This window comes from Cellulomonas sp. NPDC058312 (assembly GCF_042880135.1).
GTDB lineage: Bacteria > Actinomycetota > Actinomycetes > Actinomycetales > Cellulomonadaceae > Cellulomonas.
Genome location: NZ_JBHVZE010000007.1, coordinates 77,129 through 90,810, shown reverse-complemented (window position 1 = coordinate 90,810; position 13,682 = coordinate 77,129). Strand labels below are relative to the sequence as shown.

The 13,682-nt window shown below is 74.9% G+C and carries 14 protein-coding genes and 1 tRNA gene; 9 read left to right on the top strand and 6 right to left on the bottom strand.

Features of this window, described 5'->3' with window-relative positions:
• The 4 genes from ACFVXN_RS18045 to ACFVXN_RS18030 all read right to left on the bottom strand — a co-directional run.
• Positions 1-673, bottom strand: a 673-nt coding sequence (locus tag ACFVXN_RS18045; RefSeq protein ID WP_389235764.1) for an ABC transporter substrate-binding protein, incomplete at its 3' end; no start/stop codon positions are given.
• A 128-nt stretch (positions 674-801) separates the two neighbouring features.
• Positions 802-875: transfer RNA gene (locus tag ACFVXN_RS18040), tRNA-Pro, on the bottom strand.
• 65 nt (positions 876-940) lie between these two features.
• Positions 941-1,915: a metallophosphoesterase gene (locus tag ACFVXN_RS18035; protein ID WP_389235761.1), complete on the bottom strand. Its 975-nt coding sequence runs from the start codon at positions 1,913-1,915 to the stop codon at positions 941-943.
• Entirely contained in the window at positions 1,912-4,326 is a 2,415-nt protein-coding gene (locus ACFVXN_RS18030; protein WP_389235758.1) for a penicillin-binding protein, read from the bottom strand. Before ACFVXN_RS18030 ends, ACFVXN_RS18035 begins: the two co-directional genes overlap by 4 nt.
• 269 nt (positions 4,327-4,595) lie before the next feature.
• Here ACFVXN_RS18030 and ACFVXN_RS18025 point away from each other — a divergent pair, with 269 nt between their 5' ends.
• The 3 genes from ACFVXN_RS18025 to ACFVXN_RS18015 are packed head-to-tail and all read left to right on the top strand — an operon-like array spanning position 4,596 to position 5,571.
• Positions 4,596-4,907 (top strand): WhiB family transcriptional regulator, encoded by a 312-nt coding sequence (locus ACFVXN_RS18025; RefSeq protein ID WP_389235755.1) that lies wholly within the window; start codon positions 4,596-4,598, stop codon positions 4,905-4,907.
• A gap of 23 nt (positions 4,908-4,930) precedes the next feature.
• Positions 4,931-5,092 (top strand): DUF4177 domain-containing protein, encoded by a 162-nt coding sequence (locus tag ACFVXN_RS18020; RefSeq protein ID WP_146837291.1) that lies wholly within the window; start codon positions 4,931-4,933, stop codon positions 5,090-5,092.
• Positions 5,089-5,571, top strand: coding sequence for a RidA family protein (locus ACFVXN_RS18015; protein ID WP_389235752.1), 483 nt, complete (start codon positions 5,089-5,091; stop codon positions 5,569-5,571). Before ACFVXN_RS18020 ends, ACFVXN_RS18015 begins: the two co-directional genes overlap by 4 nt.
• 73 nt (positions 5,572-5,644) lie before the next feature.
• Here the strand turns inward: ACFVXN_RS18015 and ACFVXN_RS18010 are convergent, their stop codons facing one another.
• Together ACFVXN_RS18010 and ACFVXN_RS18005 are read right to left on the bottom strand one after the other, a co-directional pair.
• The gene (locus ACFVXN_RS18010) at positions 5,645-6,280 is read right to left on the bottom strand and encodes a Crp/Fnr family transcriptional regulator (RefSeq protein ID WP_389235772.1); all 636 of its coding nucleotides are present in this window, start codon (positions 6,278-6,280) and stop codon (positions 5,645-5,647) included.
• A gap of 93 nt (positions 6,281-6,373) precedes the next feature.
• Positions 6,374-6,799: a hypothetical protein gene (locus tag ACFVXN_RS18005; RefSeq protein WP_389235749.1), complete on the bottom strand. Its 426-nt coding sequence runs from the start codon at positions 6,797-6,799 to the stop codon at positions 6,374-6,376.
• Positions 6,800-6,959: 160 nt separating this feature from the next.
• Between ACFVXN_RS18005 and nth the strand changes: the two genes are divergently transcribed.
• The 6 genes from nth to ACFVXN_RS17975 all read left to right on the top strand — a co-directional run bounded on the left by nth (position 6,960) and on the right by ACFVXN_RS17975 (position 13,103).
• Positions 6,960-7,667, top strand: a complete 708-nt coding sequence (gene nth, locus ACFVXN_RS18000) for an endonuclease III (RefSeq protein WP_389235746.1) — start codon at positions 6,960-6,962, stop codon at positions 7,665-7,667.
• Positions 7,648-8,223 (top strand): dCTP deaminase, encoded by a 576-nt coding sequence (gene dcd / locus ACFVXN_RS17995; RefSeq protein WP_389235743.1) that lies wholly within the window; start codon positions 7,648-7,650, stop codon positions 8,221-8,223. The genes nth and dcd overlap by 20 nt, the downstream gene beginning before the upstream one ends.
• A 10-nt stretch (positions 8,224-8,233) precedes the next feature.
• Positions 8,234-9,334 carry a hypothetical protein gene (locus ACFVXN_RS17990; RefSeq protein WP_389235740.1) on the top strand — a complete coding sequence of 367 codons (1,101 nt, stop codon included), beginning with the start codon at positions 8,234-8,236 and terminating at the stop codon, positions 9,332-9,334.
• A gap of 122 nt (positions 9,335-9,456) precedes the next feature.
• Positions 9,457-10,350, top strand: coding sequence for an SDR family oxidoreductase (locus ACFVXN_RS17985; RefSeq protein ID WP_389235737.1), 894 nt, complete (start codon positions 9,457-9,459; stop codon positions 10,348-10,350).
• Between the two features lie 80 nt (positions 10,351-10,430).
• Positions 10,431-12,242 (top strand): glycoside hydrolase family 15 protein, encoded by a 1,812-nt coding sequence (locus ACFVXN_RS17980; protein WP_389235770.1) that lies wholly within the window; start codon positions 10,431-10,433, stop codon positions 12,240-12,242.
• A 60-nt stretch (positions 12,243-12,302) separates the two neighbouring features.
• Complete coding sequence (locus ACFVXN_RS17975; protein WP_389235734.1) at positions 12,303-13,103, top strand: SDR family NAD(P)-dependent oxidoreductase; 801 nt, start codon at positions 12,303-12,305, stop codon at positions 13,101-13,103.
• Positions 13,104-13,682: the final 579 nt, after the last annotated feature.

The window sequence follows — 13,682 nt, the reverse complement described above, 5'->3', positions numbered from 1 at the left end:
TGCCGGACATCAACCGGACCAGCGAGATCGTCGGCTCGCCCGGGATGGACTCGCGGACCTCGTCGGCGCGGGTCTGGTAGGCGTTGAGCACGTCCTCCGCCTTGGTCTCCTCACCGAGCGCGTCCGCGACCAGCAGGAAGTTCTCCTTCCACGGGAAACCGGGGCGGATGCCGAACACGGTCGGAGCAATGGACGACAGCTGCGGGTACAGCTTGTCGGCGCGCAGCTTGCTGCCCAGGATCAGATCGGGCTGCAGCGCGGAGATCGCCTCGAGATTCAGATTGTTGGTGGTCCCGACGTCCGGCACCCCGGCCAGCTTGTCGGCGAGGTAGGACGGCTGACCGGCGGCGCTCTCGGGGCTGGCCAGTCCGACGGGCGTGATTCCCAGGGAGAGCACGTCGTCCAGCTCACCGCCGTCGAGGACGATCACCCGTTCGGGTTTCTTCTCGATGACGGTCTCGCCGAGGGCGTGGGTGATGGTCCGGGGGAAGACGCCCGGTTCGGCGTCGGTGCCGAGCTTGGCGGTCTCGGCGTCCGCCGTGGCGAACTGCCTGCCGCCGGTGGCGACGTCGGCGTTGCCGGCGGACGATCCGGTGTCGGTGGTGCCGCAGGCGGCGAGAAAGACGGTGGCCAGGGCGACCAGCCCGGCGCGTACGTAGAGCCTCGAAGACATGAGGTGAGGCTAGCCTGAGGTTTCGGATGGGCGCTCGCGGGGTCTGTGAACCCGGACAACGCCTCCACCATGCAGAAGAGGCCCTGGCCGGCGAACCGGTCAAGGCCTCTTCTCGGTGTCTCACACTGTCGGGGTGGCGGGATTCGAACCCACGACCTCCTCGTCCCGAACGAGGCGCGCTACCAAGCTGCGCCACACCCCGGTGAAGCCTGCCCAGCATAGCCGACGTCGGACGGTGGTCGTGAATCGGGCGTCCGCCGCGTGGCCTCAGCCCGCGACCAGCGTCAGCAGCGTCGCCTCCGGCCGGCACGCGAACCGCACGGGCGCGTACGGCGACGTCCCGAGCCCGCCGCACACGTGCAGCCAGGTGGAGTCCGCACCGCCACGGGCGTCCGGGCGGGGGCCCGGCCAGCCGTGCAGGCCCTTCGCGCGGCCGCGGTCGAGGTCGCAGTTCGTCACGAGGGCACCGAACCCCGGCACCGCGAGCTGACCCCCGTGGGTGTGGCCCGCGAGGAGCAGGTCGACGTCGTCGGCGTGCATCGCGTCCAGCACCCGCCGGTACGGCGCGTGCGTCACGCCGAGGTGGAGGTCGACGTCGCCGGACGCGGAGCGCAGCACGCCGGCGTCGTCGCGGACCGGTCGGGGGCGGACGTCGTCGGGGCCGCCCGCGGCGGGGAACCGGTCGCGGTCGAGGTGCGCGTCGTCGGTGCCCACCAGCGAGATCCGCCGGCCGGCGGTCTCGACGACCCCGCGGCGGTTGGTGAGGTCCACCCAGCCCGCCTCGGTGAACCGGGCGCCCAGCTCGCGCCACGGGAGCGCGGCCGGCGGGGCGGCGGGCGTCGTGCGGGCGTCGGGCAGCAGGTAGCGCGCGGGGTTCTTCGGCGACGGGGCCACGAAGTCGTTCGACCCCCACACGAACGCCCCGGGCCGGGCGAGGTGCGGCTCCAGCGCGCGCAGCAGGGCCGGCATCGCGTCGACGTGCGCCCAGTTGTCGCCGGTGTCCACGACCAGGTCGGGCTCCAGCGACGCGAGGTCGCGCACCCAGTCGACCTTGCGCCGCTGACCGGGTGTGAGGTGGAGGTCGGACACGTGCAGGACGCGCAGGGGGTCCTGGCCGGGCGGCAGCACCGGCACGGTCACCTCGCGCAGCGTGTACCAGCCGGCCTCGACGAGGCCCCACGCGACGGCTCCCGCACCGGCGAGCGCCGCGGCGCCGAGGGTGCGGACGACCGGGTGGGTCACGGGCCGTTCCCGCCGCCGTTGCCCCTGCCGTTGTCACCGGGCTGCCCCGCCCCCGGCTGACCGGCACCGGGCTGGCCGGCCCCCGACCCGTCGGAGACGGTCAGCGTGATCGGCGTCCCGGCGGGAGCGCTGCCCGACGGGCTCTGGCTGACCACGGACCCGGCGGTCTGCGGGGAGGGGGTCGTCCCGCCGACGGTCGCGGGGAAGCCCGCGGCCTGCAGCGTGTTGATGGCCGCGGCCTGGTCCTGGCCGACCACCGAGGGCACGGGGATCGCGCGACCGACGCGGATCTCGCTGCTCGGCTCGGTGAAGCCGGGGTTCGGCTGACCGTCCGCGAGGATCTGGTCCATCGTGCGCTTCCACGTCTCGCCGGCGATCGTCGCGCCGAACACGCGGGTCCGGTAGATGCCGTTGATCGGCATCCGCTGCATCGGCTTGAAGGCGTCCGCGAACCCGACCCACGTCGCGCCGACCAGGCGGGGCGTGTACCCGACGAACCAGGTCTGCTCGTTCTCGCTGGTCGTGCCGGTCTTGCCCGAGGCCGTGTAGCCGGACGGGGCGCCGACGCTCCGGGCCGTGCCGTTCCACACGTTGCTCAGCGCGTAGTTCATGCCGGCGGCGACGTTCGGGTCGATCGCCTGGCGGCAGCCCGCGTCGGGGATCGGGAGGTCGGTGCCGTCCGCGTTCTTCACGTTGGTGATCGCGGTCGGCTTGCAGTAGATGCCGCCCGACGCGAACGTCGCGTACGCACCGGCGAGGCTCAGCGGGGTCGTGGAGTCGGAGCCGAGGACGCTGGACGGGTAGGCGTTGAACGGCTTGCCCTCCGAGCTCGCGCCCGACTGCGTGACGCCGAGGTCGGCGGCGCCGTTCATGATGTTGCACAGGTCGAGCTGCATCGCCATCGTCAGGTACGCGAGGTTCACGGAGTTCTTCGTCGCGTCCATGATCGTCATGGTCCCCGCGCCGCCCTCGGAGTTGCCGGGGGTCCAGCTCTTGCCGCCCAGCCGGGAGCCGCACGCGGTGAACTGGTTCTCGTTCAGCGGCCGGACGGAGCCGTTGACCCGCTCGTTCAGGCTGTGGCCCTGCTTCAGCCACTCGAGCAGCGTGAACGGCTTGAACGTCGACCCGGGCGCGAACCCGCCGGAACCGCCGTACGAGTACGAGGTGTTGTAGTTGACCGCCAGGTTGCGGCCGGTCGCCTCGGCGGTGTTGTCGTAGACGCGGTTCTGCGCCATCGCCTTGATGAACCCGGTGCCCGGCTCGACCACCGACATCGCGGAACCGACGCCCGACGGGTCGTCGACCGGGACGCCGGCCTTGACCTCGGCGTCGGCGATCGCCTGCTGGCGCGGGTCGAGCGTCGTGGTGATGGTGAGGCCGCCGCGGTACAGGGTCTCCTCGCGCGCCTCGGGCGTCTCGCCGAACGCGGGGTCGTTGCGGATCACGCGCGTCACGTAGTCGCAGAAGTAGCCGGAGCCCGCGACGACGTCGCCCGCCGCCATGCAGCCGCTGCGCGCCTCGCTGACGACGAGCGTCGCGATCAGCGGGGTCGCGAGTCCCGCGTCGAGCTCCTCCTGCGTGATGTAGCCCTCGCGCAGCATGAGCCGGAGCACGGTGTCGCGCCGGGTCTGCGACGCCTCGGGGTTCTTCACCGGGTCGAGCGCGGTCGGGCTCTGGGTGACGCCGGCGATGGTCGCGGCCTCGAGGTAGCTCAGCTCCGCAGCGGACTTGCTGAAGTAGCGGCGGGCCGCCGACTCCACGCCGTAGGTCGCGACGCCGAACTGCGCGATGTTGAGGTAGTTCTCGAGGATCTGGTCCTTCGTGAGCTCCTTCTCCAGCGCGATGGCCAGCTTCGCCTCGCGGAGCTTGCGGGCGTAGCCCTCCGGGCCCTCGGCCTCGCGGGCCGCCTCGACGGCGGCGAGGTCGTCGTTGCGGACGGCGGTCTCGATCAGCACGTTCTTCACGTACTGCTGCGTCAGCGTCGAGGCCCCCTCCTGGGAGCTGTTCAGCGAGTTCTTCACCAGCGCGCGCATCATGCCGGCGGGGTCGATGCCGCCGTGCTGGAAGAACCGGCGGTCCTCGGTCGCGATCACGGCGTTCTGCATCGGCAGCGACACCTGCTCGAGCGACACGACGACGCGGTTCTCCGCGAAGAACTCCGCGAGCACCGTGCCGTCGGCCGCGAGCATCACGGACTTCTCCGACAGCGGCTTGCGCTCGAGCTCGGACGGGAGGTCCTCGAACGCCTCGGCGCTCAGCTCGGTGGCGGTGTTCGCGACGGCGACGGTCGGCAGGACCAGCCCGGCGGTGAGCAGACCGCCGACGCCGGCGGTCAGCACGAAGGCGAGCAGCAGGGCCAGCGCCTGCACGACGGTGACCTGCCGCCCGCGCGGCGTGGGGGAGGGAGCCATGCCCGCCAGGGTACGGGAGGCCGCTGGGCCCGCGCGGGGCCGTCGACCGGGCCCGCGGGGACCTGCACGGTACCTGCACAGGGCGCCGCGCGTGCGGGTTCGGTGAGATCCGTGCCCGAGGCAACCCGAACGGAGGATGACTCGGGAAAGCGCCACCCGGTACGGTCGGGCCAGCAGGGGGACTGCCGACCGGGTTCCGCCGCACCCAGGGTGCGCGGGGCCGGGCCGGTGACGTCCCGTACTCAGGGGGCGAGGGACGAGGCATGGCGATGACGGGGCCCGACGGGCACTGGACGGCACAGGCGGCGTGCGGGGCGGGCAAGGTCTCGCCCGACACGCTGTTCGTGGAGGGCGCGGCGCAGCGGGACGCACGATCGGTGTGCCAGTCGTGCCGGGTACGGCTGGAGTGCCTGGCCGACGCGCTGGACTCGCGCACGGACTTCGGCGTGTGGGGCGGCATGACCGAGCGGGAGCGTCGGGCGCTGCGCCGGCGCCGGCCCGAGGTCGAGTCCTGGCGCGACGAGCTGGTCGGCGTGCAGGCCGAGGAGGCCGCGCAGCCCGCGGAGGCGATGGCCACGTGACGCCGCCCCGCTAGGGTGGCGGCATGGCCACCACCACGTGGGAGTACGCGACCGTCCCCCTCATCGTCCACGCCACCAAGGCGATCCTCGACCAGTGGGGTCAGGACGGCTGGGAGCTCGTCCAGGTGCTGCAGTCCGAGACCGGGCTCGTGGCGTACCTCAAGCGCCCGACGGGCGAGAAGTGACGGGCCGCGTCCTCGACCGCCTGGCCGAGCTGGGGATCGAGCTCCCGCAGGTCGCGGCGCCGGTCGCCGCCTACGTGCCCGCGGTCCGCACCGGTGACTACGTCCACACGTCCGGCCAGCTGCCGTTCGTCGGGGGCGAGCTCCCCGCGCGCGGCAAGGTCGGCACCGGCCCCGGGCAGGTCTCGCCCGAGACGGCGCAGGACCTCGCCCGCACGGCCGCGCTCAACGCCGTGGCTGCGGTGGCGTCCCTGGTCGGTGACCTGGACCGCGTGGTCCGGGTGGTGAAGGTGGTGGGGTTCGTGTCGAGCGACCCCGCGTTCACCGGCCAGCCCGGCGTCATCAACGGCGCGAGCACGCTGCTGCACGAGGTGTTCGGCGAGGCGGGCGTGCACGCGCGGTCCGCGGTCGGCGTCGCGGTGCTGCCGCTGGACTCGCCCGTCGAGGTCGAGATCGTCGTGGAGCTGGCCCCGGAGGCCTGACCCCCACCCGGACGCCACGACGGCCCGCACCCTGCGAGGGGCGCGGGCCGTCGTGGCGTGCGGAGACGGACGCTCAGCGCGCGCGGCGCTCCAGCCGCTCGAGGTCGAGCAGCACGATCGCCCGACCCTCGCGGCGGACCCACCCGCGGGCGGCGAAGTCGGCGAGGGCCTTGTTCACGGTCTCGCGGCTCGCGCCGACGAGCTGCGCCAGCTCCTCCTGCGTGAGGTCGTGGGCGACGCGGACGCCCTCGTCGGTCTGCTGGCCGAACCGGTGCGACAGGTCCAGCAGGGCCTTGGCGACACGGCCGGGGACGTCCGAGAACACCAGGTCGGCGAGCGCGTCGTTGGTGCGGCGCAGCCGACGGCCGAGCGCGCCGAGCAGGTGCTTCGCGACGGTCGGGTTCTGCTCCAGCCACGGGATGAGGTCGCCGTGGCCGAGCTCCAGCACGACCGCGTCGGCCAGGCCGGTCGCGGTGGCGGTGCGGGGACCCGGGTCGAACAGGGACAGCTCGCCGAACATCTCACCCGGGCCGAGCACCGCGAGGAGGTTCTCGCGGCCGTCCGTCGAGCGGCGGCCGAGCTTGATCTTGCCCGAGCGGATCACGTACAGGCGGTCGCCCGGCTCTCCCTCGTGGAACAGCACCTCGCCGCGGGCGACGTGCAGGGGCGCCATCGAGGCGAGCAGGGTGCGCGACGCCTCGGGGTCCATGTTCGCGAACAGGGGCGCCGAGAGCACGACGTCGTCCTCCACTGGGAGAACCTCACCTTCTGACCGGGATGTGACGGTTCTCAGTCTGCCTCATCAGGCGCGCGCGGGACCGCGGAGCGCGTCGACACCGCCCTCGGCGACGTCCTGCGCGAGCTGGTCGATGTACTGGTCCGTGAGGTCGCGCAGCGCGTCCTCGAGGCGCATCTCGTACCGGGCGAGCCGCGTGTCCAGGTCGCGCAGCCGCGGCAGCTCGTGCACCTCCGCGATGGGCAGGGCGCCGCGGACGGCCGCGGCGAGCTCGGCGGCGGCCGGGACGTCGGCGGCGGCGGGACCGAGGGCGGCGCGCACGTCCGGGCACGCGCCCGGGGTCTGCGGCGGGGCGGCCGCGGCGACGGCGAGCTCCAGGCGGTCGCGCACCAGCCGGCGCCACCGCACCACGTGCTGGTGCTCGAGCCGCAGGGCACCACGGCGTCGGCGCAGGTCCACCAGCTGCTCGGCAGCCGTTCCGGCCAGGGTCATGCGGTTCCGCCGTCCTTCTCGTCGCACCCACGGGGGCAGGCGCTCACCAGATGACGTGTCGACGCCCGGCGGCGCGGACTTGAGGACTTGGTCATGTGATCCACTCCCCCGGAGGAATGCGTTCCCCCGGGGGAGCGCGCGGCCGCCCTACGCTGGTCCGGTGCCCGCCTCCCCGACGCCCGCCGAGCGGCCCGACGTCGCGCTCGTCAGGCGTGCGCGCCGCGTGAACCGGGCGCTGGCCGCGCGGTGGCCGGACGCGCGCTGCGAGCTCGACTTCCGCACCCCGCTGGAGCTGCTGGTCGCGACCGTGCTGTCCGCGCAGACCACCGACGTCCGCGTGAACCAGGTGACGCCCGCCCTGTTCGCGCGGTACCCCGACGCCGCCGCGTACGCAGGCGCGGACCCGGCCGAGCTCGAGGCCCTGATCCGACCGACCGGGTTCTTCCGCGCGAAGGCCCGGTCGCTCCAGGGCCTGGGCCGGGCGCTGCTGGAGCGGTTCGACGGCGAGGTCCCCGCCCGGCTCGAGGACCTGGTGACCCTGCCGGGCGTGGGGCGCAAGACCGCGAACGTCGTGCTCGGCGACGCGTTCGGGATCCCCGGCATCACGGTCGACACGCACGTGGGCCGCCTCGCGCGGCGGCTCGGCTGGACGACCCAGGACGACCCGGTCAAGGTCGAGCGGGACATCGCCGCCCTGATCCCCCGGGCCGAGTGGACGCTGCTCAGCCACCGGCTGATCTTCCACGGTCGCCGCACCTGCCACGCCCGCACGCCGGACTGCGCGAGCTGCCCGGTCACGCGGGACTGCCCGTCGGCGCTCGTCCGGGCGGAGGCACTACCGTTGCCCCGTGCTGCTCTCCGACCGTGACATCTCCGCCGAGCTCGACTCCGGCCGGGTGGCCCTCGACCCGTACGACCCGGCGATGCTCCAGCCGTCGAGCATCGACGTGCGGCTCGACCGGTTCTTCCGGCTGTTCGACAACCACAAGTACCCGGTCATCGACCCGGCGCAGGACCAGCCGGACCTGACCCGCCTCGTCGAGGTCGACCCCGACGAGCCGTTCGTGCTGCACCCGGGGGAGTTCGTGCTCGGGTCGACGTTCGAGCAGGTCACGCTGCCCGACGACATCGCGGCGCGCCTCGAGGGCAAGTCCTCGCTGGGCCGGCTCGGCCTGCTCACGCACTCGACCGCGGGGTTCATCGACCCCGGGTTCTCCGGGCACGTGACGCTGGAGCTGTCCAACGTGGCGACCCTGCCGATCACGCTGTGGCCCGGCATGAAGATCGGCCAGATGTGCTTCTTCCGGCTGTCGTCCCCGGCGCTGCAGCCCTACGGGTCCGGTGCCAGCGGGTCCCGCTACCAGGGCCAGCGCGGACCCACGGCCTCGCGCTCCTGGCAGAACTTCCACCGCACCCAGGTCTGACGGGCCGGCGATGGTGAGCCTGCTGCCCCCGCTGCCGGACGTCCCCGCCGCGGCCGGCCCGACCCCGCCGCCCGGACGGCACCTGCTGGTGCTCCCGGAGGGCGTGGCCGCGGACGAGGTCGAGGTGCTCGCCGTCAGCCGGTTCCCGCACGCCCGCTGGGAGCGACCGCCGCGGGTGCCGTCGGGCCGCCGGGCCTCGGGTGCCGCGCGCGGCGCCGCACCGGGCGCGACGGCGGGGGTGCTGCGGCTCGGCCGGCTGTCGACGCTCACCGGGCCGTTCGCCCTCGAGCCCGGTCAGGTCGCGCGCTGGGGCCTGCCGACGGGCAGCCGCGTCGCCTGGGTGGTCGACTGCCCGCGCGAGCGCGTCGAGGCGCCCGCGTACGGCGGCGACCGCGACGGCCTGCGCCGGGCGTTCGGCACCGCCGGCCCGGTCCGCGAGGAGCTGCGGGTCGTGCAGTGGCTGGTCGCCGCCGCGCGCCGGCTCGGCGGCGCGCTGCGCACCGAGACGGGTGTCGTGCTGGAGCCCGAGATGGACGCGGCGCTCGACCTCGTGGTGCTGACCGACCGGTGGGCCGAGCCCGCGGTCGTGCTCGACGCCGCGCGCCGGGTCGTCGCCCGTGCCCGGCTCGACGGCCCCGGCGCGGACCCGGGTCGGCCGCGCGCCACCCCCGCGGAGGCGGGTGCGGCGCTCGCGCAGCGCGAGCAGGCGGGTGCGGGCGTGGCCGACCCCGCGGAGCGCCGCCGGCTGCACGCCGAGGCCGACGCGTTCGACCAGCACATGCGCGAGAACCCGCCGCCGTCCGAGGCGTTCGGCGTGCAGGTGGACCTCGGGGTCGACGGGATCGTCGTGGTCGAGGTCGCCGTCGAGCACGAGGTCCCGTCGGTGCTGGGCGGGCTCGACTGGGCGCGTGGCGAGGTCGTCGCCTACCAGGTCCGGTGGGAGGCGCCCGACGTGGAGGAGCTCGAGTCCGAGCGCCCGTCGCTGACCCACCGCGTCGCGCGCGGCCGGGCCGCCCGCGCGGTGCGGGGCATCGCCCGCGAGCTGCACGGCGAGGTCGGCGGCGAGATCGCCGACATGGGCGGGTTCCTGGTCGACCCCGCCGACCTCTGAGGGACGCCGGCCGCCCCCGGTTGCGGCCCCCGGGAGCCCGTCCGACGATGACGGGACACGACGCCCGCTGTCGCACGACGGCGGGCGTCGGCGTTCCCCGAACCGGATGTGAGGCATCACCCGTGGCCGACCAGTACACCTTCCAGGACCCGATCGCCCAGTACCCGACGCCCGAGCCGCCGGAGCAGAGCCAGGACGGCCCCGGCCTCGACGCGGACCTGGAGCCGCTCGCGGACCACGGCCAGGACACGTACCGGGGCACCGGCCGGCTGACGGGGCGCAAGGCGATCATCACCGGCGGCGACTCCGGCATCGGCCGCGCCGTGGCGATCGCGTTCGCGCGGGAGGGCGCCGACCTGGTGCTCAGCTACCTGCCCGAGGAGCAGGAGGACGCCGAGGTCGTGGCGCAGCTGGTCCGCGACGCCGGCCGGACGGTGGTGCTGGCACCGGGTGACGTCGCCGACGAGGCCTACTCGCGCTCGCTGGTGCGGATCGCGCTGGACGAGCTCGGCGGTCTCGACACGCTCGCGGTCGTCGCCGGGCGGCAGCAGTTCGTCGAGGACATCGCCGACCTGACGTCGGAGTCGTTCGACCAGACGTTCCGGACCAACGTGCACGCCCTGTTCTGGCTGGTGCAGGAGGCCGTCCCGCACCTGCCGAAGGGGTCCAGCATCATCACCACCTCGTCGATCCAGGCGTACCAGCCCGCGCCCATCCTGGTGGACTACGCGACCACGAAGGCCGCGATCAACACGATCTCCAAGGCGCTCGCGCAGCAGCTCGCCCCGAAGGGGATCCGCGTGAACGTCGTGGCGCCGGGGCCGATCTGGACGCCGCTGCAGACGGCCGGCGGGCAGCCGCCCTCGGCGCTCCCGGACTTCGGCACGCAGACCCCGTTCGGCAGGGCCGGTCAGCCCGCCGAGCTCGCGCCGGCGTACGTGTACCTCGCGTCCCAGGAGTCGAGCTACGTGAGCGGCGAGACGCTCAACGTCAACGGGGGGATGCCGACCCCGTGACCGAGCAGCCCGGTCTGGAGAACCTGGACGGGGACGCCGGCACGCGGACGCAGGGGTCGGGGCACGCCGCGGCGGAGGAGCTGCGTGACCCGACCCCGCGCACCGACGGGTACGCCGACCTGCGGGCGTACGCGGTGCTCGGTGACGGCCGGACCGTCGCGCTGGTCGCGGACGACGGCCGGGTGGACTGGTTCCCCGTCCCCGACCTGGACACCCCGCCGGTGTTCGCGGCGCTGCTCGACGCCGACGCCGGCGGGCGCGTGGAGCTCGCGCCGACCGTCCCGTTCCGGCTGCGGCGGCAGTACGTCGTCGGCACGAACGTGCTGGAGACGACCTACGTGACCGCGGGCGGGTCGGTGCGCGTGACCGACGCGATGAACACCGGCGTCGCCGGCCGGCTGCCGTGGAGCGAGCTCGCGCGGCGGGTCGAGGGGCTGAGCGGGTCGGTGCCGATGGCCTGGCGGGTCGCGCCCGGCACGGTGCTGGGCACCGCGTCGCCGTGGGTGCAGCGCACCGTGCGCGGCCCGGTGCTGCGCGACGACGGCGTGACGCTGACCGTCCGCACGCTCGGCGAGATGACGTCCGTCGTCGACGACCAGGCCTGCACCGGGGCGTTCGAGGCCACCGCGGGCTCGCGGCACCTCGTCGCCGTGGTCGGCACCGAGCGCGAGCCCGTGGTGCTGCCCGACCCGGAGGACGTCGACAGCGGCATCGACCGGACCATCGAGAACTGGCGGGCGTGGACCCGCGAGTTCCACTACGACGGGCCGTGGGGCAAGGCGGTGCAGCGCAGCGCGCTCGCCCTGAAGCTCCTGCTGCACGAGCCGACCGGGGCGATCGCCGCCGCCGGGACCACGTCGCTGCCCGAGAGCCGCGCGGGCGGCAAGAACTGGGACTACCGCTACGCCTGGGTGCGCGACGCCGCGTACACGCTGGACGCGTGGATCGGCTTCGGCCTGCGCGAGGAGGTGCACACGGCGATCTCCTGGACGCTGCGCACCCTGCGCGAGCACGGCGTGCGGGTGTTCTTCACCCTGGACGGCGGGCTGCCGCGAGGCGACGACCGCGCGCACGTGCCGGGCTGGCGCGGCATCGGGCCCGTCGTCACCGGCAACCGCGCGGACGGCCAGCTCCAGCTCGGCGTGTACGGCGACCTGCTGGCCGTCGTCCGGGGGTACGTCGACGCCGGCAACCTGCTCGACGCCGACACCGGTCGGCTGCTCGCCGCGGTCGCCGACGAGGCCGCGGACGCCTGGCACCGGCCCGACGCCGGCATGTGGGAGCTGACCGAGGAGCGGCACTACACCTCGTCGAAGCTCGGGTGCTGGCAGGCGCTGCGCTGCGCGGTGCACCTGGCCGAGCGCGGGCAGATCCCCGGCGACCCCGACCGGTGGCGCGCGGAGGCCGAGCGGATCCGCGCGTGGGTCGATGAGCACGGCTGGTCCGAGCAGCGCGGCGCCTACGTCATGCACCCCGGGAGCGACGCCCTGGACGCGTCGGTGCTGCTGCACGCCCGCAGCGGGTTCGACACCGGCGAGCGGATGAGCCGCACCGTCGACGCCCTGCGCGCCGAGCTCGGCGACGGACCGCTGCTGCACCGGTACTCCGGGATGCCGGCCGAGGAGGGCTCGTTCGTCGCGTGCGCGTTCTGGGGCGTCTCGGCGCTGGCCCTGGTGGGCCGGACCGAGGAGGCGCAGGCGTGGATGACGGACCTGCTGGCGCTCGCGAACGACGTGGGGGTCTGGCCCGAGATGATCGAGGCCGGCACCGGGGCGTTCCTCGGCAACCTCCCGCAGGCCCTCAGCCACCTCGCGCTGGTGCAGGCGGCGCTGACCCTCGCGCCGGCGCTGCGCGGCGAGCCCGCGCCCGGCGCCACCGACCCGACGGGCTGACCCGCCCGCCACCCCCGGCGCCCGTCGACCGACGCCGCGCCCCCGACCGAGGAGGACCTCATGGACCTGGGCATCACCGACCGCGTCGCGCTCGTCACCGGCGGCGACTCCGGCATCGGCCTCGCGACCGCCCGGCTGCTGCTGGCGGAGGGCGCGCGCGTCGTGCTGACCGACCAGGACGCCGACGCGCTGAACGCGGCGGTCGCGGACCTCGGGGCGGCGCCCGACCGGCTGCTGCCCGTGGTCGCCGACCTGACGTCGCCCGGCGACGTCGCCGCGCTGGTCGAGCGGGCGGGGGCAGCGTTCGGCGCGCCCGAGATCCTCGTGCACGCCGCCGGCGTCACCGGGGCGCAGGGTCTGTTCCACGAGATCGACGACGAGGGCTGGGCGCGGACCATCGAGGTGGACCTGCTCGCCGCGGTGCGGGTGGTCCGGGCGGTGCTCGGGCCGATGCGCGCCGCCGGGCGTGGACGGATCGTGCTGCTCGCCTCCGAGGACGGCGTGCAGCCCTACGTGGACGAGCTGCCCTACTGCGCCGCCAAGGCCGGGGTGCTGTCCCTGGTCAAGGGCCTGTCGAAGGGCTACGGACCCGAGGGCGTGCTGGTGAACGCGGTGTCCCCGGCGTTCATCGCGACGCCGATGACCGACGCGATGATGGACAAGCGTGCCGACGAGCGTGGCACCGACCGCGACGAGGCGATCCGGTCGTTCCTCGACGAGGAGCGGCCGCTGATGGCCCTGAAGCGCCGCGGGGAGGCCGCCGAGGTCGCCGCGGTGATCGGGTTCCTGGTGTCCGAGCGGGCGAGCTTCGTCAACGGGTCGAACTACCGGGTCGACGCGGGCTCGGTCGCGACGATCTGAGCCGCGCCGGCGCGCGGTGCCCGCCGCGCGACGTCGAGTCAGGACCTGCGCGCCGAGTCAGGACCTCCGCGGGTCCTTCCTCGGCGCGGGGGTCCTGACTCGGCGTGGCGTCCGGCGTGCGGCGCCCCGGGGGGGTCAGACCTCGGGGGCGGGGCCGCGGTCGACGGGCTCCGTCGGCGGGGCCGGCTCGGCGCGGCGGGCGCGGCGACGCGGGGGCGGGGCCGGGGTGGAGTCGGTGACCGGCGCCATGACGACCGTGGGGTGGTCGTCGGCGTCCGCCGCGGGCGGGCCCGCGAGGTCGTCGACCGGGGCGTCGACGACCGTGACCGCGTCCGCCGCGTCCGCCGCGTCCGCCGGGTCCGCGACGTCCGGAGCCGGCGCCGTCGGGGTCGGCGCGGACGGCCCCGCGGCAACGGCCTCGCCGCCGGACGGGTCCGCCGCGGTCGCCACCTCGGGCAGCGCGGGCGGGTCGAGCTGGATGGCGGTGGTCGTGGCCGCGGCGACCGGCGCGCCGGCCGCCCGCCCGGTGGTCCGCCGGGCCGAGCCGCGCGGGGGCACGATCTGCGCGACCGCCCGGCC

Bases quoted from the DNA above. Each gene is read 5' to 3' on its own strand.
- ACFVXN_RS18030 (WP_389235758.1), bottom strand. From the start codon at position 4,326: ATGGCTCCCTCCCCCACGCCGCGCGGGCGGCAGGTCACCGTCGTGCAG.
- ACFVXN_RS18020 (WP_146837291.1), top strand. From the start codon at position 4,931: ATGGCCACCACCACGTGGGAGTACGCGACCGTCCCCCTCATCGTCCAC.
- ACFVXN_RS18025 (WP_389235755.1), top strand. From the start codon at position 4,596: ATGACGGGGCCCGACGGGCACTGGACGGCACAGGCGGCGTGCGGGGCG.
- ACFVXN_RS17975 (WP_389235734.1), top strand. From the start codon at position 12,303: ATGGACCTGGGCATCACCGACCGCGTCGCGCTCGTCACCGGCGGCGAC.
- ACFVXN_RS18010 (WP_389235772.1), bottom strand. From the start codon at position 6,280: ATGGACCCCGAGGCGTCGCGCACCCTGCTCGCCTCGATGGCGCCCCTG.
- ACFVXN_RS17990 (WP_389235740.1), top strand. From the start codon at position 8,234: ATGGTGAGCCTGCTGCCCCCGCTGCCGGACGTCCCCGCCGCGGCCGGC.
- ACFVXN_RS18005 (WP_389235749.1), bottom strand. From the start codon at position 6,799: ATGACCCTGGCCGGAACGGCTGCCGAGCAGCTGGTGGACCTGCGCCGA.